We start from the raw sequence: 24385 nt of genomic DNA, 5'->3' as shown, positions 1-24385 counted from the left end.
GCCTGTTTTGGTTGGAAATCGGTTCTCTCAATGGCACAGACTCCCCATCGTGAAGGTAGCAAGGTCGTCCGCACCCACTCCTTTGCCTTTGCCGGGATCACTGCCATCCCTGTGGAAATTCAGGTCCAGATCTCACCCGGCCTTCCCGCTTTTCAAGTGGTGGGTCTGCCCGACAAAGCGGTGGGAGAAGCACGGGAGCGGGTACGCGCAGCCCTTGCCTCCATGGGGCTGGCTCTGCCGCCACGGCGTATTCTGGTTAATCTCGCGCCTGCCGATCTGCTCAAGGAAGGCAGTCATTTCGATCTGCCCATTGCACTGGGTGTGCTGGCAGCAATGGATATCCTGCCAGCCTCCGATAGTGCCGGATATACCAGCCTTGGCGAGCTTTCACTGGATGGAGCCTTGCAGCCGGTGAACGGGGTGCTGCCAGCAGCCATCGGTGCGCATGCAGGCGGTCTCGGCCTGATATGCCCGGAACGGCAGGGCGGAGAAGCCGCATGGTCCGGGGCGGAACGCATCATTGCCGCACCCAACCTGCTGGCCATCATCAATCATTTTCGCGGCACACAGACGTTGCCCCGACCAGAACCGGCTGGTCAGGCGGAGGGATCGGCACTCCCAGACCTCGCCGATGTCAAAGGGATGGAGACAGCCAGGCGGGCACTCGAAATCGCCGCCGCCGGACAGCATAACCTTCTGCTGATCGGCCCGCCTGGCGCAGGCAAATCAATGCTCGCCGCCCGTCTGCCCGGCTTGCTGCCGCCCCTGACGCCATCGCAGATTCTGGATGTCAGCACGATTCACAGTATCGCAGGCATGCTGCGGGATGGCAGGCTGATCACCCGTCCCCCTTTCCGTGAACCGCATCATGGTGCCAGCCAGGCGGCCATTGCCGGGGGTGGACCGCGTGCCAAACCGGGCGAAATCTCCCTCGCCCATCATGGCGTCCTTTTCATGGACGAATTCCCGGAATTTTCCCGTCAGGTGCTGGAAGCCCTTCGAACGCCCATGGAAACCGGACAGGCAACAGTGGCGCGGGCTGCGGCACATATTACCTATCCCGCACGGTTTCAGCTCATTGCCGCCATGAATCCCTGCCGCTGCGGCTATCTCGGCACTCCGGATCGTGAATGCGTGCGCGCACCCGCCTGCGGCGATGGCTATCAGGCCCGGATCAGCGGCCCGCTGCTGGATCGTATGGATATCGTCGTCACCGTCCAACCTGCCACTCCGACAGAGTTGATGCGCGCTCCGCCTGGTGAAAACAGTGCCTCCGTGGCGGTACGGATCGAGGCAGCACGACAGTTTCGAGCCGCACGCCTCCAATCCGGCAAGCGGCAGAATGGTGCAGACCCTTCCCTGTCCCCCGAGGTAGCCGCTTTTGCAGAACAGGCCAGCCTACGCCTGAAATTATCGGCGCGTGGTTTGACGCGCATGATCCGCGTCGCCCGCACAATCGCCGATCTGGCACAGGAAGCAGACATTTCCCGCCTGCATCTGGCCGAAGCTCTCAATTTTCGCGTCCGGCAATGGCGTGGCTAAGGCCACCCCTCCTCATCCAGCCTGAACGCATCCGTAATCCTGCGCACCTGCCCGGCCATATCAACCACAATAACGTCGAATCTCACGCCTTCCGTACCATATTCCGGGTGTTGTGCCAGCACATACGAGGCGGCAGCAATCAGACGTTTGCGCTGGCGTGGGCCCAGCGCATGGGCTGCCTCGCTTAGGGTTGGCCGGTATTTGACCTCGACAATCGCCAGCAATCCGTCCATCTCGGCAAGAATATCGATCTCGCCTGCGGATGTACGCAGTCGCCGACCTAAAATCTGCCAGCCATCTGCTTCCAGTGCCTGTGCAGCGATACGCTCTGCCTCCAGGCCGTCACGGCTCGCCTTACCGCCACGGAGGACCTTTTTATCATGCTGCCAGATACTGTCGTTTGCATGTAAGCTGCAAAACACGCTGTCAGAAGGTAATGACAGACCACCACAGTCATCTTTCTTTTTGTTCATTGGCAGTGCTCAATCATGACAGTCACACGGAAACTGCGGCAGGTATGGGACAGGCTGTTTTTCACAAAACAAAGCCTGGCACGGCTCGCGTTCTGCGTGGCTTTCATAATGCCTTTTTCCCTCGCCGCCGAGACACCCGCACATCGGCCCTCCGCCCCTCATTCGTTTCCTCCGCTGGCCCGGGATGTAACCGCCGCCCATATGATGGTGGTAACGGCCAACCCGTTCGCCAGCCGGGCAGCATTGGATGTGCTGAAAGCAGGTGGCAATGCCATTGATGCCGCGGTTACCGCACAGGCGATGTTGTCACTGGTGGAGCCTCAGTCTTCCGGTCTGGGTGGAGGCGCCTTCCTGCTGTACTACGATGCAGCCACCCGGCAGGTTACCAGCTGGGATGGACGGGAAACCGCCCCTGCCGCCATCCCCCCCACCATTTTCCAGGATGCGACCGGCAAACCGCTCCCGCTGGACAGCGCCGGAATCGGAGGACGCGCCGTCGGGGTACCTGGCGCGCTGAGAATGCTCGAAGCTGTGCACAAGCTGCATGGGCAGCTGCTCTGGAAAGATTTGTTTACCAGCACCATTACCCAGGCGGAAAACGGTTTTCCGGTTTCTGCACTGATGAGCCGGGAAATCCGGGAAGAACAGAACAGCTTGATGGTACAGGAAGCCGCAAGGACTTATTTCCTGCCCAATGGCTCAGTTCCTGAGCCGGGTTACATATTAAAAAATCCCGCTCTGGCAGAAACGATGCGGAGCGTTGCCGAGAAAGGGGCAGATGCCTTGCTGACCGGTCGGATCGCCACCGACATTGTGACAGCGATCCGGCAAAGCCCGGCCTCCGGGACCATGACGATGGATGATCTGGCCTCCTATCAACCCCGTCAGCGCCCGGCCCTGTGCATGCCTGTCAAAATGCGGACAGTGTGCAGCATGGGACCGCCTTCCTCCGGAGGTGTCGCCGTCTTGCAGATACTCTCGATGCTGGAGGGCTTCGATCTGCGGCATCTGCGCCCCGACAGCGCCGAAGCGGCCGATCTGATCATTCAGGCCGAACACCTGGCCTTTGCAGATCGCAACCTGTTTCTGGCTGATCCCGATTTTGTAAAGATACCACTCCGCGGTCTTCTCGACCCGGCCTATCTCCGGCAAAGAGCCAGAATGATCCATCCCCGCCATGCGCCCTCCACGGTAGAGGCGGGCAATCCATCATGGTCCATGCCCGACCTACCCCCCGCCCAGGGTACACAGCCACCAAAACCGGAGCACGGTACCAGTCATATCAGCATCGTCGATGCGCAAGGTAATGCCGTGTCCATGACGACCACGGTGCAAGACGTATTTGGCTCCAAGCTTTTGGTTGACGGATTTATTCTGAACGATGAACTGACCGATTTCGCATTTGTGCCTGAAGAGGCAGGTAAGCCTGTTGCCAACCGGGTTCAGGCGGGCAAAAGACCACGCAGCAGCATGGCGCCAATCATTGTGCTGGATCAGAATGGAAAGCTCGACATGGTTACCGGATCGCCCGGAGGTGGCCACATTATCAGCTATGTCAGTCAGGCCATGCTGCTGTCCATGCGATGGAACCTGTCTCCTGCCCAGGCCATCTCGGCTCCCCATATCGGCACAACGGGTCTGAAATCCGATCTGGAAGCAGGGACTGAAGCCACCTTACTGGCTGATCGCCTGCTCCAGTATGGTCATCATCCTGCGATCATAAGGCTCAATTCAGGTCTCTCCATGATTATCAAAAAAGCAGACGGGCATCTGACAGGAGCAGCCGATCCACGGCGGGATGGTATTCCTTACGGAGAATAAAGAAGTATTAATTATACTTGTTGTCACAAAAATAAATCAACCGGATAAATTTGAAACTAGCATGTGAAACAAATTTTCACAATTCATCGGTTCATTACAAACGCTTCATTACTTAACGCATCATCCGAGTTGATGTTTTAATTTTAATCCCAACAAAAATTCGTTGTTGATCCATATCAAAATCCTGGTACGGTTTTTCTGACATGTTGTCTCTCTGCGCCAATCTTTCTTTTCTGTTTACTGAATTTGATTTTCTGGAACGCTTTCAGCAAGCTGCTTCAGCCAGTTTTTCAGGTGTGGAATGTCTTTTTCCTTACTCTGTACCAGCGGATCATATCGGCTCGATATTGAAAAAAACCGGACTGAAGATGGTGCTTATCAACGCTCCGGCAGGAAACTGGGAGAAGGGCGAAAGGGGTCTTGCAGCTCTTCCTCACCGGCAAGAGGAGTTCAGAGCAGGTTTTTTGCTGGCTCTACGCTATGCCAGAACACTGAACTGTTCGTTTATTCATTGCATGGCGGGCTTGTCTGAAACCAGCCACGACAATGTCGCCATGGAACAGTGCTATGTCTCAAACCTGATATGGGCTGCCCGCCTTGCGGCAGAGTCAAACATAACAATAACGATCGAGCCCATCAGCATCCAGACAATTAATAATTACTATCTAAAAACGGCAGACCAAGCTTCAAGAATAATTTCCTTAACAGGAATGCCTAATATTGGCCTTCAGCTTGATCTGTATCATTTATTTTTAACGGACACTATGTGGGAACAATCACTGAGAAAATGGCTTCCCCAAACACGGCATATCCAGATCGCTGATACTCCCGGCCGTCATGAACCTGGAACCGGAAATATCTCATGGACAGAGATATTCTCAATCATCAGAAATGAAAACTACCATGGCTGGATTAGCTGCGAATATAATCCGTTAACATCGACAGTAGATGGCCTGATGTGGCGGGATAATTATAAAATTTAAGCTTCATGGACACGTTTTTAAGAAATGTATTCTTTCCAGAGACACTTAAACAAATAAGTATTTTATCTTATTTTTGTTACAATTTTGGTTTTTAAATCTCATTTTTTTATATCGTATTTTAGTATAGTTTTAAAACTTGATATACTTTTAAAATCTTTCTGTAGCCCCTATTAGCTCTTTATAGCATTATTCTTTCAAAGCGTAGCAGGACACCCGACATTGATTATGCGTTTCTCGGAAATTGGTCAGCGCCTGCGTGCCTATCGCCTGGAGTCTGGATTACGCGCAGAGGAGATAGCAGCACGGCTGGGTGTCTCAAGAGCCGCGCTGTACCGATATGAAAAAGGTGAAGTCATCAAACTGGATACCGTGCAGAGGCTGGCTGAACTCCTGCAGGTTTCTCCTCTTTCCCTGCTGGGTGTCAGCATTGAGTATCAAAGCCGGCCTGTCGGATATTTCGAACGTGCCCGCCAGATTGAGGAAAATGCTGCCCAATTGCAGTTTGTCGGAGATGCGCTGTGCCATCTGACGATGCTGGATGAAACAGAAGCGTTTCTGGCCGAATCCATCATATCCCGCCATGCCGGACGATCGAAAGCAGACCGGCTTTACGTGGAGCAGCTTGTAAAGACGCTGAAAGAAAGGCGTGCAGCCTATGCCGCCCGAAGACCCAACCTCATTGCAATGTTATCCCCTTCTGCCATTTCTATTATGCTGCAACAGGGTATTGGCGGACCCGATTTATCGGAAGAACTGAAAGCATCCGCCCTTGTCGTGGCAAGACGGGAAGTTGAGCACATGGCCAACCTTCTGGAAACGGAGCCAATGGGATTGCAGTTCGGACTACTGTCACCTGGGGAAATCAACAGCCGTATGGTGATCGCACGGTCTCATTCAACAATACAGCTTGTCCTCAATCCGTTTCACACGGATACCGCACCCGACCTTCAAGAAGGGGTAGCGATCATTTCTTCTGCTGAGGAAATTGTGGTGTCCCATCAAAAAATGGCCGAAATGTGCTGGAAAAATTCAATCAAAGGTCATGAGGGAGCTAAAATTCTTCGGAGTATGCTGGGGTAGTCCTGGCCAAACGTCATCCTGCATGAACTGTACGTGGAATTTGTCCATCCGCTATGACGAGAAAATCGCCATTCCCATCCAAGCGATTTTCTCGTCAGCAAAGGCATGCCAGACAATTTTCTCAGCCTACCCTCCCACGCGGATACAAGAATTAAATTCCACAGTATCGTCTGGAAAGGGCGCCATGCTGTGGAGCCGATCTCATTCCTCAACCGGCGCTTCGATGGCGCACGGTTCAGCCTGCAGAATTGGGAAATCTGGCGACGTGGCAAGGCATCCGCAGTTCGACCATAATCCCCACAGGCGATACCCTCATTCTGATCGAATAGATACGGATTGCGGCACTGTCCGCCAGTCTTGACCCGGTCATGACCGAAATTCCTGCCGGTATGAGCCATTCCGGCGGAAATCGCCCGTTGTGAATGTCTGGAGGAGCCCGGTGTCACCCTGAAAAGGCTGATCCATACCAGGACAGGAAGTCTGAGAGCTGAAAACGAGGACATCCGTATCCGAATCGTTCATGCTCGTCAGGCGATTGAGGCCGCCATCCCCGGTCAGTTCAGCAATGTCGTAACGACGGTTGCCCTGCTCTGGCTGGCAGCACAACGTGACCGGATTATACGCGAGTGGCTCGGAAGGGACGAGTAATGGCAACACTGCCTGTTTTGGTCGACGCTGAGTGGCTACGAGAGTCGATGGGCGCGGCTGATCTGATCATTTTCGACGCAACAAAATTTTTACCCAATCAGGGCCGCAACGGTCATGATGACTACAGGCGCAGCCATATTCCCACGGCTATTTATTTCGATATCGACGCCATTGCCGATCAACAGACCAATCTGCCGCATATGGTTCCCCCACCCGGCCAGTTCGCGGCCCAGCTTGGCGCACTTGGCGTGTCCAACAACAGCAGGGTCGTTTTCTATGATCAGAACAGCATGATGTGGGCTGCCCGCGGCTGGTGGCTGTTCCGGCTGTTTGGTCTGGAGGCTGCCGTACTGGATGGCGGGCTTGATGCCTGGGTTCGGGCCGGTGGCCCGACCGAAAGTGGCGAGATTGCTCCCCTACCCGCTGCATCTGCCTTGTTGACCGACTGGCGCCCGAAATACGTACGAGGCATCGGCGATATCAAGGATAATCTGATATCCGGGGCCGAGCTGGTCTTGGATGCCCGCAGCGCGGAGCGCTTTGCCGGCGCTGCTGCGGAACCGCGCCCGGGCGTGGAATCCGGCCGGATTCCCGGCAGTCTCAATCTGCCTTTCAATCAGGTTCTGGCAGCCAATGGTACTCTGTTGCCGCCCGAGACTTTGCGTCAGCGTTTTGCTGCCGCCGGTATTGATGGCAGCAAACCAGTGATTACAAGCTGCGGAAGCGGCGTTTCAGCCTCCCTGCTCAGCTTTGCTATGGCGGTGGCGGGCCTGGAGGCAGCAGCCATTTATGATGGCTCATGGTCGGAATGGGGCAGCCGCCCCGATACTCAGAAGCAGCGTGATGCAATATAATCGTCCGGGACCGCGCACCCCATCTGATGCGCCCAATGAACATCCCGATACCAGACTGGTGCGGGCTGGCCGACCGGTGGCAAAATACACCGGTGTCGTGAACCCACCCCTCATCCGCGGATCGACGGTCCTGCAACCCGATACAGCGACGCGACGTCGTGAGGGAAAGCGCTGGCTGGAACAGTCCCTGACCTACGGGCTGAACGGATCGGAAACTCATTTCGCGCTGGAAAATGCCATCGCCGAAATCGAAGGCGGCACGCATTGCCAGATCGTATCCTCCGGTCTGGCAGCCTGTACAGTGCCTTTACTCGGTTATCTGAGCGCAGGCGATCACCTGCTGGTTCCGGATATGGTTTATGGCCCGACACGCGATTTTTGCGAAGGTCTGCTCAAACAATTCGGTATAGAAACAACTTTCTATACCGCTACGGCGACTGCACATGAACTCGCCCCTCTGTTCAGGCCGGAAACCAGAGTGCTGTTTCTGGAAAGCCCCGGCAGCCACACCTTCGAGGTGCAGGATGTTGCAGCGCTTTGCGCTCTGGCGCATCAGCACGGGGCGGTGACAATGCTCGATAATACCTGGGGCATTCGTCACTTTCAGCCATTCCAGCATGGAATCGATCTCTCGATTCAGGCGCTGACGAAATATGTCGGTGGCCATAGTGATCTTTTGCTCGGCTCTATCACTGTCAATGACGAAGCACATTGGCGCCGGGTGCGCAGCACGGCCGGGATGCTGGGGCAATATGCCAGCCCCGATGATTGCTGGCTGGCCCTGCGCGGTCTGCGCACCATGGCGGTGCGGATGAACCACCAGATGCAGAGCGCATTGCATATCGCTACCTTCCTGAGCGAACGGCCCGAGATTCAGCGCGTACTCTACCCAGCCCTGCCGGGCGATCCCGGTTATGAGATGTGGAAACGGGATTTCACGGGTGCACCCAGCCTGTTCGGTGTGGAGTTCAAGAGTTCCTTCACGACAGAGCAGAGCGACCGTTTCATCGATTCTCTCTCGATTTTTGGTCTGGGTGCCTCCTGGGGCGGCTATGAAAGCCTGATCATGCCGACCTACGGCACCATCCATCGCAGCCATGACATTCCGCTCGAAGGACCAACCGTACGCATCCATATCGGTCTGGAAGATCCGCAGGATCTGATCGCCGACCTGACACGGGCTCTGGATGCCATGCAGCGATGAGCGACGTGTTCGACATTATTCGCTTCAACGATCAGGGCCTCGTCACTGCTATCGCCCAGCAGCATGACACTGGCGAGGTGCTGATGCTGGCCTGGATGAACCGGGAAGCTATAGAGGAAACGTTGGCGACGGGTCGGGTCTGCTATTTCAGCCGCAGCCGGAACGGGCTGTGGCGCAAGGGCGAGACCTCCGGACAAGTACAGACGCTGATCGAGTTACGGGTCGATTGTGACGGGGATGCCCTGCTGGTGCTGGTCGATCAGCCCGGGGTTGCCTGCCATACTGGACGCCGGAGCTGTTTCTATCGGGCTATGGGCAAGGATGGCACCGTCACCACCCTGACAGAACCACTGATCGACCCTCATACACTTTACGGCAGCTGACAGAACAACTGACCCTTAGCCCTCGTCGAGGCGTTTCGCAGTTCTGGCGTGACGTCTCGACAGATCAAGGTAATGGGGTACGGTATCGGCGAACATGGCCTTGTCCTGCTCGCTGAGGCAGCGCTGGAGTTTCGCGGGAGAGCCGATCCACAACTCTTCCTCGCCTGTTATCTTGCCCGGCGTCAGCATAGCCCGTGCGCCCAGCACGCTGCCGCGGCCCAGTACGGCTCCATCCATCACCGTGGCTCCCATGCCGACAAAGCTGCCATCATGCAGTTCACAGGCATGCACAATAGCGGCATGGCCGATGGTGACATCATCGCCAATCAAAGTCGGATAGCAGACATGGTTCACATGAACGATGGTGCCATCCTGAATATTGCTGCGCGCACCGATTCTGATCCGGTTCGTGTCGCCGCGCAGGACACAGCCATACCAGACCGAGCTGTCCGGCCCGATCTCAACATCGCCAATGATCACAGCCCCCGGCGCAATCCAGGCCGAGGGATGAATGATCGGTGTTTTGCCTTCAAACGCGATAATCACGCGATACCTACTCCAGCCCCAGCATCAGGCGTGCATTCTGGATCGCCGAACCGGAGGCACCTTTGCCCAGATTATCCAACTTCGCCACCAGCACGGCCTGACGCCTGTTTTCATTGCCGAAAACGCGCAGTTCCAGATGATCCGAGCCGGAGGCATCTTCTGCGCGCAAGGTCGATACGACGTCCAGCACCCGAACCTGCCTCGCCGCGCTGTAATGGGTACGCAAGGCGGCTTCAAGATCGCTCGCTGAGGGCCGTCCCGGCAGATCATCGAGATGGAGCGGCACGGAAACCAGCATGCCCTGCGGAAAATGCCCGACCGAAGGCACGAAAATCGGCCGCCGTGTCAGCCCTGCATAGGCCATGATCTCCGGCAAATGCTTATGCTCCAGCCCCAGCGCATACAGCTCGAAAGCGGGACCGCCTTCCTTCTCATGCGCCTCAATCATGTTTTTGCCGCCGCCGCTATAACCGCTGATCGCATTGATGCTGAGCGGCTGATCCGGCGCAATCAGCCCAGCATCAATCAGCGGACGCAGCAGAGAAATGCTGCCGACGGCGTAACAGCCGACATTGGCGACTTTTCCGGCGCTGCGAATCTGCGCCTCCTGATCGGCCTGTAATTCGGCAAAACCGTATATCCAGCCCTCCGCCACACGATGAGCCGTGCTGGCATCCAGCAATTTGGGGGCGTTTCCTCCAAGAGAATCCGCCAGCGCAACCGTTTCCTTCGCCGCTTCATCAGGCAGGCACAGGATGGCAAGATCGACTTCAGCCAGAATAGCACGCTTGGCCTTCGGATCCTTACGATGCTCTGCGGGCAGACTGCGCAAGGAGACACCGGGCAGATCGCCCAGCCTTTCGCGGATGCCGAGGCCGGTGGTGCCACTTTCGCCGTCGATAAAAATGCTGTGTGTCATCTCGATCATGCCCTTCCATCCGCCGCTGCAGGATAGGCACCCGCCCCGCAAAGAAAAGAGGCGAGATAAAGAAAAGGCCGGACATTGCTGCCCGGCCTTTTTCCCACCAACCAGTGGAACTCAGCGCTTGCTGAACTGGAAGCTACGACGGGCCTTGGCCTTACCGTATTTCTTGCGTTCAACGACGCGCGGATCGCGGGTCAGGAAGCCGGCAACCTTGAGAACACTGCGCAGTTCCGGCTCATAGTTAACCAGAGCGCGGCTGATACCATGGCGGACGGCACCGGCCTGACCGGACAGACCGCCACCAGTCACCGTGCAGTACACGTCGAACTGGTTATAGCGATCAGTGACCAGGAAAGGCTGGGTGATCAGCATGCGCAGCACGGGGCGCGCAAAATAAGTGCCGACCTTCTTGCCATTGACCTGAATGTCGCCCTTGCCGGGCTTCACCCAGACGCGGGCGACGGCATCCTTGCGGCGGCCAGTGCCATAGGAACGGCCCTGTGCATCACGCTTCGGCTCACGGGAAGCAGCGGGGACTTCACCGGAAACGGTTGAACCCTGTGCGACCGCGAGATCCTTCAGATCGGCCAGGGTACGGGTCTGTGTATCGGACATAGAGGTCAGACCCTCCGGTTCTTGCTGTTGAGCGCGCCGACATCCAGCGACTTCGGCTGCTGGCCGTCATGCGGGTGGGATGCACCGGCATAAACGTACAGATGCTTCATCTGCTGACGCTGCAGCGGACCACGCGTAATCATGCGCTCCACGGCCTTTTCGACCACGGATTCGGGATGCTTGCCTTCAAGACGCTGGCGGATGCTGCGGCCCTTGATGCCACCGGCATAACCGGTGTGGTAGTAAAAGACCGACTGATCGGCTTTATTGCCGGTCACGCGGATCTTGTCGGCGTTGATCACGACAACGTTGTCGCCGCAATCGACATGGGGGGTGAACTGCGGCTTGTGCTTGCCACGCAGACGGTTGGCGATGATGACGGCAAGACGGCCGAGCACCAGCCCTTCCGCGTCGATCAATACCCAGTCTTTGTTCACCTCCGCGGGTTTCAGCGAGAGGGTGGTCTTCATCTAGGATGTCCTCGAGAATGGCAGTGGCGGACAAAACCGCATGCGTTCGGGTGGCGGCTTATGGCCTGCAATCCCCCGAACGTCAAGCATTTCTTTGTGTGGTATCATGATACCACACACCCTGAACCCCGGTCTGGTGGCGGTGATCGGCGCCACCGGTCGCACCGGTCTGGCGCTTTGCCGCGCTCTGTCAGACGCCGGTATGCCATTCCGCCCCGTGGTCAGAAACCCTGACAAATGGCTTTCCTGCGGTATCACGCAACCCGCCCATGCAGAAAATGACGTGCAGGTCAGAGGGGCCGATGTCACCCGGCCGGATCAGCTTCGTCATGCATTGGATGGTGTCAGCGCGATCGTCGCTACCAGCCATGCCAGCCATAGCGCCACCATCATCGAAGCGGCCCCTGAACAGGCCAGCCTGATCCTGATGGGCAGCACAAGGAAATTCTCTGCTTTCACGGACCCGCATTGCGCGGGGGTTCGCGCAGGGGAACAGGCTTTTCTGGAATCAGGGCGACACGGCGTCATGCTGCATCCCACCATGATCTATGGCGATCCAGAGGAACAGACGCTGCGTCGCCTTGCAAGGCTGATCCACAAAACACACGTTCTGCCGATACCGGATGGCGGGCGCGCCCTGATACAGCCGATTTATCAGGATGACGTCACACGCTGCCTGATCGCCGCCCTGTCGCACCCATGGAACAATGCCTCCACACTCGTTATTGCGGGGCCGGAGCCGGTCTCCTACGCGGAGTGTATCCGCCTTATCGCCCGGATATCCAAAGTGCGTGCGCCCCTGATCCTGCCGCTGCCTGCTTCGCTGATGCTGCATGGCCTTGCGCTGGGGCAGCGCATTCCCGCCCTCGCCCGCCGCCCTTTCATGAGCAAGCTGGAAGGAGAAATTCAGCGTCTGACAGAAAATCGCTCTTTCGATATCACACCGATGCGCCACATTCTGGGGATCGAGCCGATCAGCCTGAAAGATGGGTTGACGCGCAGCTTCAACCCGGCTCAAGCCTGATCCACCGCCCGGCCACGGAGAGACCCCCATGCCGATCAAAGACCGTATCGCCGCTTTTCAGGATGAAATGACGCAGTGGCGGCATCATCTGCACCGTCATCCGGAGCTGTCGCTGGAGGAAACCGCAACCAGCGCCTTCGTGCAGCAAAAATTGCGGGAATTCGGCGTGGACGAAATCATCACCGGGATCGCCGAAACCGGCGTGGTTGCCGTGATCCATGGCCGTGCGGCGGGGGGAACCATCGGCCTGCGCGCCGATATGGATGCTCTGCCCATCAAGGAAGAAAGCGGCAAACCCTATGCGTCTGCCAATCCCGGTGTGATGCATGCCTGCGGTCATGACGGCCATACCGCCATGCTGCTGGGGGCTGCGCGCGATCTGGCCGCGACAAGGAATTTCGCGGGCACGGCCTATCTGATTTTCCAACCCGCCGAAGAACAGATCGGCGGCGGTCGGATGATGGTCGAAGAAGGGCTGTTCGACCGCTTCCCCATGGAGCGTATCTACGGCCTGCATAACTGGCCGAGTTCTCCGGAAGGGGTATTCCAGATGGCCCCCGGTCCGGTCATGGCCGCGGTCGCCAATATCGACATCATCGTCACCGGCAAAGGTGCGCATGGTGCTCAGCCCCAGCGTGGCATAGACCCGGTGGTCGTGGCCGCCCATATCGTGACGGGGTTGCAATCCGTCGTCTCCCGGATCGTCGATCCAACCGACAAGGCCGTGCTGTCGATCACCCAGATCGCAGGCGGCAACGCTTATAACGTCATCCCGGAACGTGTGGAGTTAAAAGGAACCGCCCGCTGGTTCACGCCCGGCTTAGGTGAAGCCATGGAAGCCGCGGCACGGGGCATTGTGAACGGCATCGCCTCGGCCTTCGGTGCGCAGGTCTCCTTTACCTTCGACGTGCTCTATCCGGCGACCATCAACGATGCTGATGCAACGGAACGCGCCTGGAAAGCCGCCAGTGCCGTTGCCACAACCGAGAAACTGCCTGCTCCCTCCATGGGGGGAGAGGATTTCTCCTTCATGTTGAACGTCAAACCCGGCAGCTACATCATGCTGGGCAGTGGAAAGACGACGACCGATCCCGGTCTGCATCACCCCGCCTATGATTTCAACGATGCGATCCTGCCGCTGGGGGCGTCCTACTGGGTGACACTGGTGGAGCAGGAACTGCCGCTGTCCAACCAGCCTCCTCCTTCATCCTGAGCGGCACTGCAACGGATGCGGAACGATACGCAACGCTCCGTGGACTGATGCGTCTGGTAACAGGCGGCTTCGACCATAGCCGTCTGTTACCAACGGGCTGATAGAAATTTTGATCTTATCAATGCTGTCATCATCGCTGCTGCGCGTTCTTCATCCGGCTTTCTGTCTGGGTCTTTTATTATTGTCAGGGGGGTGTTCCCTGTCTGATTCTCACACCGCGCAACGGGCGAGAACGCGATTTGTCGGTCTTTCGGCGGTTGATCTGCAAACCTGTCTCGGCGCACCGGATCAAAAAAACACCGCAGGCGACACCACGATTTTGACATATTATGCCAACTCTACCGGCAATGGCGGCATCAATATCACGCTCCCGATTATCGGGGGTGGATTAAGCGTCTCTGGCGGTGGATACTGTCATGCGACCTTTCGGCTGGATCATGACCGGGTCACGCAAATTCACTATAGCGGCGAGAAAGATGCCCGTGGGGCACCGGATGCGTATTGCGCACCGATCATGCGGCAATGTCTGAATGATCTGGATGCATCCCAACCGGACGCACAGGCGGAACAGCATGTACCTGCCGCGTGGCGTCGCTACTGAACGGTTCCCGGCAATGCACTGTCGCGCCGTATCTGCCGGATGAGTCCCGCATGATCCAGATCGCCGTCCCCCGCTTCGCAGAGAGCACGGTAGAGAGCGGCCGCCGCTTCCGTCATCGGCAGTGAAAGCCCGAGCATTTTCGCCTCTTGCAGAATCATGCGCAGATCCTTGAGCTGGATCGCGGATTTTCCACCCGGAACAAAATTCTCATCCAGCATGCGTTGCCCGTGTTCACGCAGGATGCGGCTATCGGCAAAACCGCCCGCCACGGCATCCCTGAACCGCGCAGGGGAAGCGCCACCGGCTTCGGCCAGCACGAAAGCCTCCGACACCGCCCCGATCGTCACACCGACGATCAACTGGTTGGCCAGTTTCGCAAGCTGACCGGCCCCGATATCACCGATTCTGGTCATGCGGCCCAGCGCGGCAAAAACCGGAGCCAGACGGTTCAGCACCGCCTCCTCTCCCCCCGCCATGATGGCGAGGGTGCCATTCCGCGCACCGCCCTCTCCGCCGGAAACAGGTGCATCGACGTAAAACCGGGGCGATACTTTCTTTGCTTGGGCACGGGCACGCCATGGCTCGATGGAACTCATCACCAGCACGGTGCCATTCTGTGCCATAGTATCGACAAACCCGGTCTCCAGCACCGCATCGCAGGCCGGACCGTCGGACACCATCAGCAACGCGACATCGGCCCCATGTGCCGCATCAGGGGCTGATGTGGCCACCGGCAGACCGAGTTCAGCCGCTCGGACAGGATTGCGATTCCAGACTGTGACTTCATGCCCGGCATCGGCAAGACGGCAGGCCATCCACCGCCCCATGATTCCGGTACCCAGCACAGCGATACGCATCGGTAAGGCCTCACGCATCCATCAATGATGATATTGCCGGGACTATGCTGCTGATGCAGCATGAAAGGGCACTGGGGCGAGCGACGGGACTCGAACCCGCGACATCCAAGACCACAACCTGGCGCTCTACCATCTGAGCTACACCCGCCATGACCCAGTGCTGACCCCCCGGTTTACAACCGCAACCGGATGGGGCGGGGCGTATTTGACCGATCACGTCGCCCGCGTCAACGCCCCCTGAGCAGAAGAGGATCGATTTATGTCCCGAACACCTGCCTTCACCGACTGAAAAAGGCGCGCATTCGGGCAACTCCCTCATCCAGCACCTCATTCCGCTTGCAAAAAGCGAAACGCACAAATCCCTGAGGTGCATCCCGGTCATAGAAAGCTGCAACAGGGATCGCCGCAACCCCCGCCTTTTCTACAAGCAAACGGCAGAACGCCATGTCATCGGCCTCAAATCCCAGCCGACGATAATCGGCGATCAGAAAATAGCTGCCCTGTATGGGCATGACGTCAAATCCGATTTCGGTCAGACCATCATGCAGCCGGTCCCGCTTCTGTCGCAGACTGTCTGACAGTTCGGAAAAATAGCTGTCAGGCGCATTCAGCCCCACGGCCACGGCACGTTGAAGATTGGGGGCAATCGCGAATACCAGATTCTGGTGCACCCGCATCACGACCGACACCAGCGATTTCGGCCCGGTCACATAACCGACCCTCCAACCGGTCAGGCTGAAGGTCTTGCCGGCACTGCCGATGCGAAGGCAGCGATCAGACATGCCAGGCAAGGTGCGCAAAGGAATATGACGCGATGGAGCATACACCAGATGCTCATACACCTCGTCACAGATCGCATAGGCATCATGAGCCTGAACCAGTTCCGCAGTCAGTGCCAACTCATCGGGACCGAATACCTTGCCGCATGGATTCATCGGCGTGTTCAGCAGGATCGCCTTGGTTTTAGGACCGAATGCCTCCCGCAAGGCCTGCTCCGGCAGTGACCAGTCGGGGGCCTCCAGCCTGACGATACGGGGAACCGCGCCGATCATGCGAATGATCGGCAGGTAAGTATCGAACAGCGGCTCGAACAGGATGATTTCATCTCCCTGATCAAGCAGCGCCATCAGGCTGGCAGCCAGAGCCTCACTGGCGCCTGCCGTCACCAGCACCTCCGAATCGGGGTCTACCGTGATGCCGTAATGCCGGGCTTCCGACGACGCCACCGCCTGCCTCAATTCAGGCACTCCAGGCATGGGCGCATACTGGTTGCGTCCGTCCAGCAGAGCCTCTGACGCGGCACGCACAATGAAATCCGGTCCCTCCGTATCCGGAAAGCCCTGCCCGAGATTCACCGCATCATGTCTGGCCGCCAATGCCGACATAACCGTGAATACGGTGGTTTCAAGGGAGGACATCAAGGCATTCAATGGCTTCACGGCACGGCTCCTGTCTGTGCGCAGACTATGCGCGGCAGGCGAATGGTCGGCAATCACCCGCACCTGACTGGTAAAGACAGGTCATTATCGTCAGAGACCATCATATGCCTTGCAAACAGGCAGCCACCGCCCAATGATCAGGCGTCATAGACTGCACAATAATAAAGCATCTCGATATATCCCGCCAAAATCGTGTCGAGTTGCCGGTTGGCATGATGCATGCAAATCTGTTTCCCGAAGCATGCCTTCCGATTTCGGCAAGGCGGATCAATGTGGTAGAATAAGGCCGGCCGAAAATGGGTCGGCACGAAGCCGTGTGGAAACGCGAATGAAAAAAATCGAAGCCGTTATCAAACCTTTCAAGCTGGACGAAGTGAAGGAAGCCCTTCACGAAGTCGGCCTGCAGGGTATCACGGTAATGGAAGCGAAAGGATTCGGGCGGCAGAAAGGCCATACCGAGCTGTATCGCGGCGCTGAATACGTCGTCGATTTCCTGCCGAAGGTGAAAATCGAGGTGGTCTGCGAAGATGATCAGGTTGAACGCGCGGTGGAAGCAATCGTCAATGCCGCCCGCACCGGTCGTATTGGCGATGGCAAGATTTTCGTGACGCCTGTTGAAGATGTCATCCGGATCAGAACCGGTGAGCGTGGCGCGGCAGCAGTCTGATCCCGCACGCCTTGCCTGCCGGTTAATTTTTCACCATAGCCTGGCGTTTTACGGAGGTTGGTGACGTGTTTGCCCGCGTCAAACCCGCAAAACCCGGTTATGGCTGTCTCAAGCATGCGGTCGGCCCTATGGCCGGGGCATGTCAATCAGAAGCCTAATCTAACAGAGGAACAGGGCGAGTATGTCGGAAAAAGACTCGACGCCGGACAGCGTCTCTCGCGTGATGGACATGATCAGGGAAAACGCGGTCGAATATGTCGACCTGCGCTTCACCGATCCCCGCGGCAAATGGCAGCACACCGCTCAGCATATCTCCACCGTGGACGAAGATTCGTTCCGCGACGGTTTCATGTTCGACGGTTCTTCCATTGCCGGCTGGAAAGCCATCAATGAAAGCGACATGGTGCTGATGCCGGATCCGGAAACGGCCGTCATGGACCCGTTCGCCGCCAAGCCGTCCCTGATCCTGTTCTGCGACATCATCGAGCCGAGCACCGGTCAGTTCTACGCTCGTGATCCACGCGCCACCGCCAAGCTGGCCGAGCAGTATGTTCGCACTTCCGGCGTGGCCGACACGGTCTCCATCGGTGCGGAAGCCGAATTCTTCATTTTCGACAGCGTGCGCTTCGGCACGGGCGGCAATTTCGGCACCTTCCAGCTCGACAGCGTCGAAGGCCCCGGCTCCAGCATGAAAGACTATCCGGAAGGGAATATGGGCCACCGTCCGGGTGTCAAGGGCGGCTATTTCCCGGTTCCGCCGGTCGATGGCGACAGCGACCTGCGCGCCGAGATGCTGTCCGCCATGGGCGAGATGGGTCTGGTCATAGAAAAGCACCACCACGAAGTGGCGCAGTCCCAGCATGAGCTTGGCACCAAGTTCAACACGCTGACCCGCATGGCCGACGACATGCAGATCTACAAATACTGCGTGCACAACACTGCCCACAGCTACGGCAAGACCGCGACCTTCATGCCGAAGCCGGTCTATGGCGATAACGGCTCCGGCATGCACACCCACCTGTCGCTGTGGAAAGCGGGCAAGCCGCTCTTCGCCGGCAATGGCTATGCCGACCTGTCCGAGCTGTGTCTGTACTTCATCGGCGGCATCATCAAGCATGCCAAGGCGTGCAATGCCTTCACCAACCCGTCGACGAACAGCTACAAGCGCCTGATCCCGGGCTTCGAGGCTCCGGTGCTGCTGGCCTATTCGTCCCGCAACCGCTCGGCCTCCTGCCGTATTCCGTACACCACCAGCCCGAAGGCGAAGCGCGTCGAAGTCCGGTTCCCCGATCCGGTCGCCAACCCCTACCTCGCCTACTCCGCGCTGCTGATGGCGGGCATGGACGGCATCAAGAACAAGATCCATCCGGGCGACCCGATGGACAAGGATCTGTACGATCTGCCGCCGGAAGAACTGAAAGACATCCCCACCGTCTGCGGCTCGCTGCGTGAAGCGCTGCAGGCTCTGGAAGCCGATCACGAATTCCTGCTGCAGGGCGACGTATTCTCCAAGGATCAGATCGAGAGCTATATCGAACTGAAGTGGAAGGAAGTGTACCGCTTCGAACACACGCCGCACCCGGTCGAGTTCGAGATGTACTACTCCGCCTGATCGCCCGCGCGATTGGAGCGAATGGGAAAAGGGAGCCGGAAGGCTCCCTTTTTTCGTTATACAGCTTCATGCTGCACCAGATTTCAGATGCACAGGAATTGATGGCCATGACTCATCAGGACGACAAAGAACAGCGTTACCAGCGCGGGCGAAAAATGCTGCACACCCTGCATGGGCAGCACGGCCTGGACATCGTCGACGGGCTTGGTGCATTCGCGCCTGACTTCGCGCGTATGATCTATGAATTTCCATTCGCCGATATTTACGACCGCCCTGCCCTCGACCTGCGGTCACGCCAGATTGCAACGATCTCGGCCCTTGCCGCCATGGGCAATGCGCTGCCCCAGCTGGACGCCCATATTGCCGCTGGACTGCATATCGGGCTGACACGGCAGGAAATCATCGAGATCATTATGCAGATCGCTGTCTATGCAGGCTTTCCAGCCGCCATGAATGGTCTGGCAACAGCCCGCGCCGTCTTTGCCCGACTGGATGAGGAAGCCGCTAAGGTTTAAATCCTGCCGCTTAGCGCAGCCATCAGCACCGCCAGGCGGTCTCCAAGGCCTCGCTGCGATGGGTTAATGCTACCGAAAATGGGCCGGGCCAGATCACGGCGGGCCAGCACTGCGGGCAAAGCCGCCGCCATCCAGCCTCGTCCCACCCGGCCACGGCATAGCCGCAATCGCCGCTGCCCCTCGGTTGCCAATGCCTGCAAAGGGCCGGCAGCAATATTGCCTGCCTCATGCGGCGCGCTGGTCAGCGCCTCCGGCTCCAGCCCGGCTGCATGCAGCTCTGCCACTGGTACCAGAACGCGCCCCTGCGCGGCATGGGCACAGACCCCATGCACAACCCCGGCCAGCCCATATACGGCTCCCAGACGGCGCAGGCGCACCTGTTCCTGCTTGCCTGCCCCAAGGATCTGCCCGGCCAGCACAGCGACCTGTCCGGCTGTCTGCTCCAGATAATGCCATAGCGTCAGGGAATCGGGGAAAGACTCCTCCGTATCGGCTTCACGCGCCTCGATCAGAGCCAGCAGCCCTTCCCGATCCAGTTGTCCCGCTTTCAGCGCTGCCCCCAGCGGAGTCGCCAGTTCGTGGCGTTTTTCCACGCCTTCGACTACCTCCCGCCACCATTGCAGACGGATCAGCGCAACAATCGGCGTGCTGGCCACTTCCCTTGCCCGAACCAGTTCATGGTTCAAAGCGTATAGAAGCATGAGGCTTTCACGCCTGTCCGGGGCGGCAAACAAGGACGCGAAAAAACGATCCGGATCATACCGCCTGACAACGTGGGCAGCAGGGCTGAGAACAGGTTCATTCAGTGACGGGGACATGAAAGACCTGTCTTTCTGTCGCCTGTGTGCTTGACGGCGGAAAGCGGCGACAATAGCTCTGGCTCGACCATCAGAGACACAAAACGGAGACTCTGGACATGGCTTTTGAACTTCCCTCCCTGCCCTATTCGCTGAATGCCCTCGCGGCCAACGGCATGTCGCAGGAAACACTCGAACTGCACCATGGCAAGCATCATCAGGCGTATGTGACTGCTCTGAATGGTTTCGTCGAGAAAAACCCGGAACTGCAGGGCAAATCTCTCGAAGAGATCATCAAGGCCACCTATAACAAGGCCGATGTCGCCCCGGTGTTCAACAATGCCGGCCAGCATTGGAACCATATCGTATTCTGGCAGAATCTCAGCCCGAATGGCGGCCGGATTCCTACCCGACTCGAACAGAAGCTCGTCGCGGATTTCGGCAGCGTGGACACGTTCAAGGAACAGTTCAAGACCGCTGCCACCACCCAGTTCGGCTCCGGCTGGGCCTGGCTGGTGCTGGGTTCCGACGGCAAGCTGAAAGTGACCAAAAGCCCGAACGGCGTAAACCCGGTCGCGACCGATGAAGGCAAGGTTCTGCTGGCGCTGGATGTGTGGGAGCACAGCTACTACGTCGATTTCCGCAACCGCCGCCCGGACTACGTCCAGAACTATCTGGACAAGCTGGCCAATTACGAATTCGCTGAAGCCCAGCTGGGCTGAGCGCGATCAGGCATCGCCAGACGGAAAAGGGCCGGTCTCATGACCGGCCCTTTTTGTATCCGGACTCTGATATCCCTGTTCAGCCGAGCGCCTTTTTCAACGCCTCGTTGACCAGAGCGGGATTGCCTTTGCCCTGCATGGCCTTCATCACCTGACCGACGAAGAAGCCGAACAGCTTGTCCTTGCCGGAGCGATATTCCGCCAGCTTGTCGGGATTGGCCTCCAGAACCTGCGCCACCGCCGTATCGATCGCTCCGGTATCAGTCACCTGACGCAGCCCACGGGCTTCGACAATATCCGCCGGATGCTCTCCGGTTTCGGCCATGGCCTCGAACACTTCCTTGGCGATACGGCCATTGATGGTGTTGTCGGCCAGCAGATCGAGCAGACCGCCCAGCGCCTCCGCTGAAATCGGGCTGTCGGTAATGCTGCGCCCGGTGCGATTCAGCACGGCGAACAGATCGCCAGTGATGTAATTCGCCGCCAGACGGGCATCACGCCCCTTTGCCACAGTCTCGAAGAAATGGGCGCTGGCCTGTTCCGCCACCAGCACGCCCGCATCATACCGGGTCAGCCCGTATTCGGAGACGAAGCGCGCGCTTTTTTCATCCGGAAGCTCCGGCAGGGACGCTTTCAGCCCCTCGATCCAGTCCTCATCCAGAACCAACGGCAGCAGATCGGGATCGGGGAAATAGCGGTAATCATGCGCGTCTTCCTTGCTGCGCATGGACCGGGTCTCGCCGCGTGACGGATCGAACAGGCGTGTTTCCTGATCGACCTCCTCCCCTTCTTCCCAAATCGCGATCTGGCGCTTCGCCTCAGCCTCGATCGCCTGCATCACATAGCGGATCGAGTTGACGTTCTTGATTTCGCAGCGTGTGCGGAATGGCTCTCCGGCACGCCGCACCGACACGTTCACGTCGGCACGCATGGAGCCTTCCTCCATATTGCCGTCACAGGTGCCGAGGTAACGCAGGATCGTCCGCAATTTACGCAGATAGGCGCCAGCCTCCTCCGGGCTGCGCATATCCGGCTCGCTGACGATCTCCATCAGCGCAACGCCCGAGCGGTTCAGGTCGATGAAGCTGCGGGTCGGATCCTGATCATGCAGGGATTTACCGGCATCCTGCTCCAGATGCAGCCGGGTTACCCCGATCTGGCGCGTGGAGCCGTCCTGCAATTCGATCTCGATCGTGCCAGAGCCGACAATCGGATGTGCAAACTGGCTGATCTGATAACCCTGTGGCAGATCGGCATAGAAATAGTTCTTCCGGTCGAAACGGCTGACCGGATTGATATGCGCCTTCAGGCCCAGCCCGGTGCGGACCGCCTGCGCGACACATTCCCTGTTCAGCACAGGCAGCATACCGGGCAGAGCGGCATCCACCAGACTGACCTGGGAGTTCGGCTCCGCACCGAACGCCGTTGCCGCGCCGCTGAAGAGCTTGGACTGGCTGATGACCTGGGCATGAACCTCCAGCCCGATCACCAGTTCCCATGCGCCGGTTGCGCCCTCAATCGTGTAGCTCATCTCGTTTCAGGCTCCAGCATTCAGAGTATCGGCGCGCAAAGCGGGGCGATGAGTGAAGGCAGCCGCCTGTTCCAGCGCGGCCGAGACGGCAAAGACCGTTTCCTCATCGAAAGCCCGCCCGATGATCTGCAAACCGAGCGGCAACCCGGTTGTGCTCAACCCGGCAGGAATGGACATGGCGGGCAGACCGGCCAGATTGATCGGCACGGTGAAGACGTCGTTCAGATACATCGCCACCGGGTCGTCGATAGTCTCGCCCTGCGCGAAAGCCGCGCTCGGGGCGGTCGGGGTCAGCAGCGCATCGACCGAGCGGAAAGCCTCCGCGAAATCGCGGGCGATCAGAGCACGCACCTTCTGCGCTTTCAGATAATAAGCGTCGTAATAGCCGGCCGAGAGCACATATGTGCCGACCATGATGCGGCGCTTCACTTCGGCACCAAATCCTTCAGCCCGGCTGCGCTCATAGAGATCGTTCAGATCCCTGTTATCGCTGGAGCGATGGCCGAACCGCACACCGTCATAACGCGCGAGGTTCGAGGACGCCTCCGCCGGTGCGATGATGTAGTAGGAAGCCAGAGCATGCTTTGTATGCGGCAGGCTGACATCCACCACCTCGGCCCCGGCGGCACGAAGCATGGCGGCACCATTCTGCCAAAGCGTGCGGATTTCCTCGCTCATGCCATCAGCGACATATTCGCGCGGCAGGCCGATCCGCAGTCCTTTGACGCCACGCTGACAGGCGGCCTCGAAATCCGGCACCTCACGCATGGCGCTGGTGCTGTCACGCGGATCATGTCCGGCCATGGAACGCAGCAGGATCGCATTATCCCTCACTGTGCGCGCAAACGGACCGGCTTGATCCAGCGAGGATGCGTAGGCCACAATCCCCCAGCGGCTGCACCGCCCATAGGTCGGCTTGATCCCGGCAATACCGCAATAGCTGGCCGGCTGACGGATTGAGCCACCCGTATCGGTCCCGGTTGCCCCCAGCGCCAGATGCGCGGCCACAGCCGCCGCGGAACCGCCGGAAGAACCACCCGGCACCAGCACCGCATCATCGTCGTGGCGTTTCCACGGATTTTCCACCGGACCATAAGCAGAGGTCAGGTTGGCAGACCCCATCGCGAATTCATCCAGATTGGCCTTGCCGAGGATCACGGCCCCGTCACGCAGCATCCGCTCCGTCACCGCGCTTTCGTAAGGCGGCACGAAATTTTCCAGAATGCGACTGCCTGCCGTGGTGCGGATGCCCTCGGAGCAGAACATATCCTTGCTGGCGACCGGAATACCTGTCAGCGCCCCTGCCTCACCGGAGGCAAGAACGCGGTCGGCAGCAGCGGCCTGTGCGCGCGCCTGATCCGGCGTCACGGTGATATAGGCATTCAGACGCGGATTGAGAGCCTCGATCGCGCCGAGATGCGCATCGGTCAGCTCCCGCGCTGAAAAACGCTTTGCGCGCAGCCCGTCCCGGGCCTCCGCAATGGTCAGATCGGTCAGCGCGCTCATTATTCCACCACCTTCGGCACGGCAAAAAACGGTCCGGCACGGTCCGGCGCATTGGCCAGAACCTTGTCCGACAGATCGCCTTCCGTCACCACATCATCCCTCATCGGCGCAACGGCCAGGCTGGTCTCGCCATCCGCCTGTATATCCGCCGGGCCGGTCATCGGCGCGATTCCATCCACCGCACTGACATCCACCGCTTCCAGTTGGTCGACCCAACCAAGAATCGCGTTCAATTCACCTTGCAGCGCACCCAGATCAGCCTCATCCACATGAATGCGTGCCAGCCGGGCGATGCGCCGGACGACGCCGGTGTCCAATGCCATTTGATCGAAACCCTGTTCTTCCCAGAAGCAGCGG

At 58.4% G+C, this 24385-nt stretch carries 25 protein-coding genes and 1 tRNA gene; 14 read left to right on the top strand and 12 right to left on the bottom strand.

What is annotated here, in order from left to right; genetic code table 11:
- Positions 1-30: 30 nt before the first annotated feature.
- Positions 31-1542, top strand: a complete 1512-nt coding sequence (locus tag GBCGDNIH1_RS17380; RefSeq protein WP_011631683.1) for a YifB family Mg chelatase-like AAA ATPase — start codon at positions 31-33, stop codon at positions 1540-1542.
- Here the strand turns inward: GBCGDNIH1_RS17380 and GBCGDNIH1_RS17375 are convergent.
- The gene (locus GBCGDNIH1_RS17375; RefSeq protein ID WP_011631682.1) at positions 1539-2015 is read right to left on the bottom strand and encodes a YraN family protein; all 477 of its coding nucleotides are present in this window, start codon (positions 2013-2015) and stop codon (positions 1539-1541) included. The two genes, GBCGDNIH1_RS17380 and GBCGDNIH1_RS17375, sit on opposite strands and share 4 nt — an antisense overlap.
- 15 nt (positions 2016-2030) lie before the next feature.
- On the opposite strand from GBCGDNIH1_RS17375, the gene ggt reads away from it, so the two are divergent.
- The 6 genes from ggt (at position 2031) to hisI (ending at position 8988) form a co-directional block, all read left to right on the top strand.
- Entirely contained in the window at positions 2031-3836 is a 1806-nt protein-coding gene (ggt, locus tag GBCGDNIH1_RS17370) for a gamma-glutamyltransferase (RefSeq protein ID WP_011631681.1), read from the top strand.
- Between the two features lie 203 nt (positions 3837-4039).
- On the top strand, positions 4040-4819 hold the full coding sequence (locus tag GBCGDNIH1_RS17365) for a hydroxypyruvate isomerase family protein (protein WP_011631680.1): 780 nt from the start codon (positions 4040-4042) through the stop codon (positions 4817-4819).
- 225 nt (positions 4820-5044) lie between these two features.
- Positions 5045-5899, top strand: a complete 855-nt coding sequence (locus GBCGDNIH1_RS17360) for a helix-turn-helix domain-containing protein (protein ID WP_025286463.1) — start codon at positions 5045-5047, stop codon at positions 5897-5899.
- 647 nt (positions 5900-6546) lie between these two features.
- Positions 6547-7401, top strand: coding sequence for a sulfurtransferase (locus GBCGDNIH1_RS17350; RefSeq protein WP_043452773.1), 855 nt, complete (start codon positions 6547-6549; stop codon positions 7399-7401).
- Entirely contained in the window at positions 7391-8605 is a 1215-nt protein-coding gene (metC, locus tag GBCGDNIH1_RS17345) for a cystathionine beta-lyase (protein WP_011631677.1), read from the top strand. Before GBCGDNIH1_RS17350 ends, metC begins: the two co-directional genes overlap by 11 nt.
- Complete coding sequence (gene hisI, locus GBCGDNIH1_RS17340; RefSeq protein WP_011631676.1) at positions 8602-8988, top strand: phosphoribosyl-AMP cyclohydrolase; 387 nt, start codon at positions 8602-8604, stop codon at positions 8986-8988. Before metC ends, hisI begins: the two co-directional genes overlap by 4 nt.
- A 15-nt stretch (positions 8989-9003) precedes the next feature.
- Here hisI and GBCGDNIH1_RS17335 read toward each other — a convergent pair whose 3' ends face one another.
- From GBCGDNIH1_RS17335 to rplM, 4 genes are all read right to left on the bottom strand, one after another.
- Positions 9004-9534 (bottom strand): gamma carbonic anhydrase family protein, encoded by a 531-nt coding sequence (locus tag GBCGDNIH1_RS17335; protein ID WP_011631675.1) that lies wholly within the window; start codon positions 9532-9534, stop codon positions 9004-9006.
- 7 nt (positions 9535-9541) lie between these two features.
- The gene (gene argC / locus GBCGDNIH1_RS17330) at positions 9542-10453 is read right to left on the bottom strand and encodes an N-acetyl-gamma-glutamyl-phosphate reductase (RefSeq protein WP_043453804.1); all 912 of its coding nucleotides are present in this window, start codon (positions 10451-10453) and stop codon (positions 9542-9544) included.
- A 120-nt stretch (positions 10454-10573) separates the two neighbouring features.
- Positions 10574-11074 (bottom strand): 30S ribosomal protein S9, encoded by a 501-nt coding sequence (rpsI, locus tag GBCGDNIH1_RS17325; RefSeq protein ID WP_011631673.1) that lies wholly within the window; start codon positions 11072-11074, stop codon positions 10574-10576.
- Between the two features lie 5 nt (positions 11075-11079).
- Positions 11080-11544 (bottom strand): 50S ribosomal protein L13, encoded by a 465-nt coding sequence (gene rplM / locus GBCGDNIH1_RS17320; protein ID WP_011631672.1) that lies wholly within the window; start codon positions 11542-11544, stop codon positions 11080-11082.
- Between the two features lie 106 nt (positions 11545-11650).
- Here rplM and GBCGDNIH1_RS17315 point away from each other — a divergent pair, with 106 nt between their 5' ends.
- The 3 genes from GBCGDNIH1_RS17315 (at position 11651) to GBCGDNIH1_RS17305 (ending at position 14382) form a co-directional block, all read left to right on the top strand.
- Positions 11651-12568 carry an SDR family oxidoreductase gene (locus GBCGDNIH1_RS17315; RefSeq protein ID WP_025319101.1) on the top strand — a complete coding sequence of 306 codons (918 nt, stop codon included), beginning with the start codon at positions 11651-11653 and terminating at the stop codon, positions 12566-12568.
- A gap of 28 nt (positions 12569-12596) precedes the next feature.
- Positions 12597-13781 (top strand): M20 aminoacylase family protein, encoded by a 1185-nt coding sequence (locus GBCGDNIH1_RS17310; protein ID WP_011631670.1) that lies wholly within the window; start codon positions 12597-12599, stop codon positions 13779-13781.
- 121 nt (positions 13782-13902) lie between these two features.
- The gene (locus tag GBCGDNIH1_RS17305) at positions 13903-14382 is read left to right on the top strand and encodes a hypothetical protein (RefSeq protein WP_025319102.1); all 480 of its coding nucleotides are present in this window, start codon (positions 13903-13905) and stop codon (positions 14380-14382) included.
- Here GBCGDNIH1_RS17305 and GBCGDNIH1_RS17300 read toward each other — a convergent pair.
- The 3 genes from GBCGDNIH1_RS17300 to GBCGDNIH1_RS17290 all read right to left on the bottom strand — a co-directional run bounded on the left by GBCGDNIH1_RS17300 (position 14376) and on the right by GBCGDNIH1_RS17290 (position 16678).
- Positions 14376-15257 carry an NAD(P)-dependent oxidoreductase gene (locus GBCGDNIH1_RS17300; RefSeq protein WP_011631668.1) on the bottom strand — a complete coding sequence of 294 codons (882 nt, stop codon included), beginning with the start codon at positions 15255-15257 and terminating at the stop codon, positions 14376-14378. The genes GBCGDNIH1_RS17305 and GBCGDNIH1_RS17300 overlap by 7 nt on opposite strands.
- Before the next feature lie 54 nt (positions 15258-15311).
- A tRNA-His gene (locus GBCGDNIH1_RS17295) sits at positions 15312-15387 on the bottom strand.
- A gap of 130 nt (positions 15388-15517) precedes the next feature.
- Positions 15518-16678 carry an aminotransferase gene (locus GBCGDNIH1_RS17290; protein ID WP_025319103.1) on the bottom strand — a complete coding sequence of 387 codons (1161 nt, stop codon included), beginning with the start codon at positions 16676-16678 and terminating at the stop codon, positions 15518-15520.
- A 328-nt stretch (positions 16679-17006) separates the two neighbouring features.
- Here GBCGDNIH1_RS17290 and GBCGDNIH1_RS17285 point away from each other — a divergent pair, with 328 nt between their 5' ends.
- The 3 genes from GBCGDNIH1_RS17285 to GBCGDNIH1_RS17275 all read left to right on the top strand — a co-directional run bounded on the left by GBCGDNIH1_RS17285 (position 17007) and on the right by GBCGDNIH1_RS17275 (position 19472).
- On the top strand, positions 17007-17345 hold the full coding sequence (locus tag GBCGDNIH1_RS17285) for a P-II family nitrogen regulator (RefSeq protein WP_025286451.1): 339 nt from the start codon (positions 17007-17009) through the stop codon (positions 17343-17345).
- Positions 17346-17526: 181 nt separating this feature from the next.
- Complete coding sequence (gene glnA, locus GBCGDNIH1_RS17280) at positions 17527-18957, top strand: type I glutamate--ammonia ligase (RefSeq protein WP_011631664.1); 1431 nt, start codon at positions 17527-17529, stop codon at positions 18955-18957.
- A gap of 107 nt (positions 18958-19064) precedes the next feature.
- On the top strand, positions 19065-19472 hold the full coding sequence (locus GBCGDNIH1_RS17275; RefSeq protein ID WP_025319104.1) for a carboxymuconolactone decarboxylase family protein: 408 nt from the start codon (positions 19065-19067) through the stop codon (positions 19470-19472).
- Here the strand turns inward: GBCGDNIH1_RS17275 and GBCGDNIH1_RS17270 are convergent.
- Positions 19469-20290 carry a squalene/phytoene synthase family protein gene (locus GBCGDNIH1_RS17270; protein ID WP_011631662.1) on the bottom strand — a complete coding sequence of 274 codons (822 nt, stop codon included), beginning with the start codon at positions 20288-20290 and terminating at the stop codon, positions 19469-19471. The two genes, GBCGDNIH1_RS17275 and GBCGDNIH1_RS17270, sit on opposite strands and share 4 nt — an antisense overlap.
- A 98-nt stretch (positions 20291-20388) precedes the next feature.
- Here GBCGDNIH1_RS17270 and GBCGDNIH1_RS17265 point away from each other — a divergent pair, with 98 nt between their 5' ends.
- Entirely contained in the window at positions 20389-20991 is a 603-nt protein-coding gene (locus tag GBCGDNIH1_RS17265) for a superoxide dismutase (protein WP_011631661.1), read from the top strand.
- A 79-nt stretch (positions 20992-21070) separates the two neighbouring features.
- Here GBCGDNIH1_RS17265 and gatB read toward each other — a convergent pair whose 3' ends face one another.
- Genes gatB through gatC form a run of 3 tightly spaced genes read right to left on the bottom strand, consistent with a single transcriptional unit; the run spans position 21071 to position 24351 of the window.
- On the bottom strand, positions 21071-22522 hold the full coding sequence (gatB, locus tag GBCGDNIH1_RS17260) for an Asp-tRNA(Asn)/Glu-tRNA(Gln) amidotransferase subunit GatB (protein WP_011631660.1): 1452 nt from the start codon (positions 22520-22522) through the stop codon (positions 21071-21073).
- Positions 22523-22528: 6 nt separating this feature from the next.
- Positions 22529-24028 (bottom strand): Asp-tRNA(Asn)/Glu-tRNA(Gln) amidotransferase subunit GatA, encoded by a 1500-nt coding sequence (gene gatA, locus GBCGDNIH1_RS17255; RefSeq protein ID WP_011631659.1) that lies wholly within the window; start codon positions 24026-24028, stop codon positions 22529-22531.
- Positions 24028-24351 (bottom strand): Asp-tRNA(Asn)/Glu-tRNA(Gln) amidotransferase subunit GatC, encoded by a 324-nt coding sequence (gene gatC / locus GBCGDNIH1_RS17250; RefSeq protein WP_025286446.1) that lies wholly within the window; start codon positions 24349-24351, stop codon positions 24028-24030. The genes gatA and gatC overlap by 1 nt, the downstream gene beginning before the upstream one ends.
- Between the last annotated feature and the right edge of the window lie 34 nt (positions 24352-24385).

Source organism: Granulibacter bethesdensis CGDNIH1 (genome assembly GCF_000014285.2).
Lineage (GTDB): Bacteria > Pseudomonadota > Alphaproteobacteria > Acetobacterales > Acetobacteraceae > Granulibacter > Granulibacter bethesdensis.
Note: the sequence above shows the minus strand (reverse complement) of the source record. Positions and strands in the feature narration are given on the sequence as shown.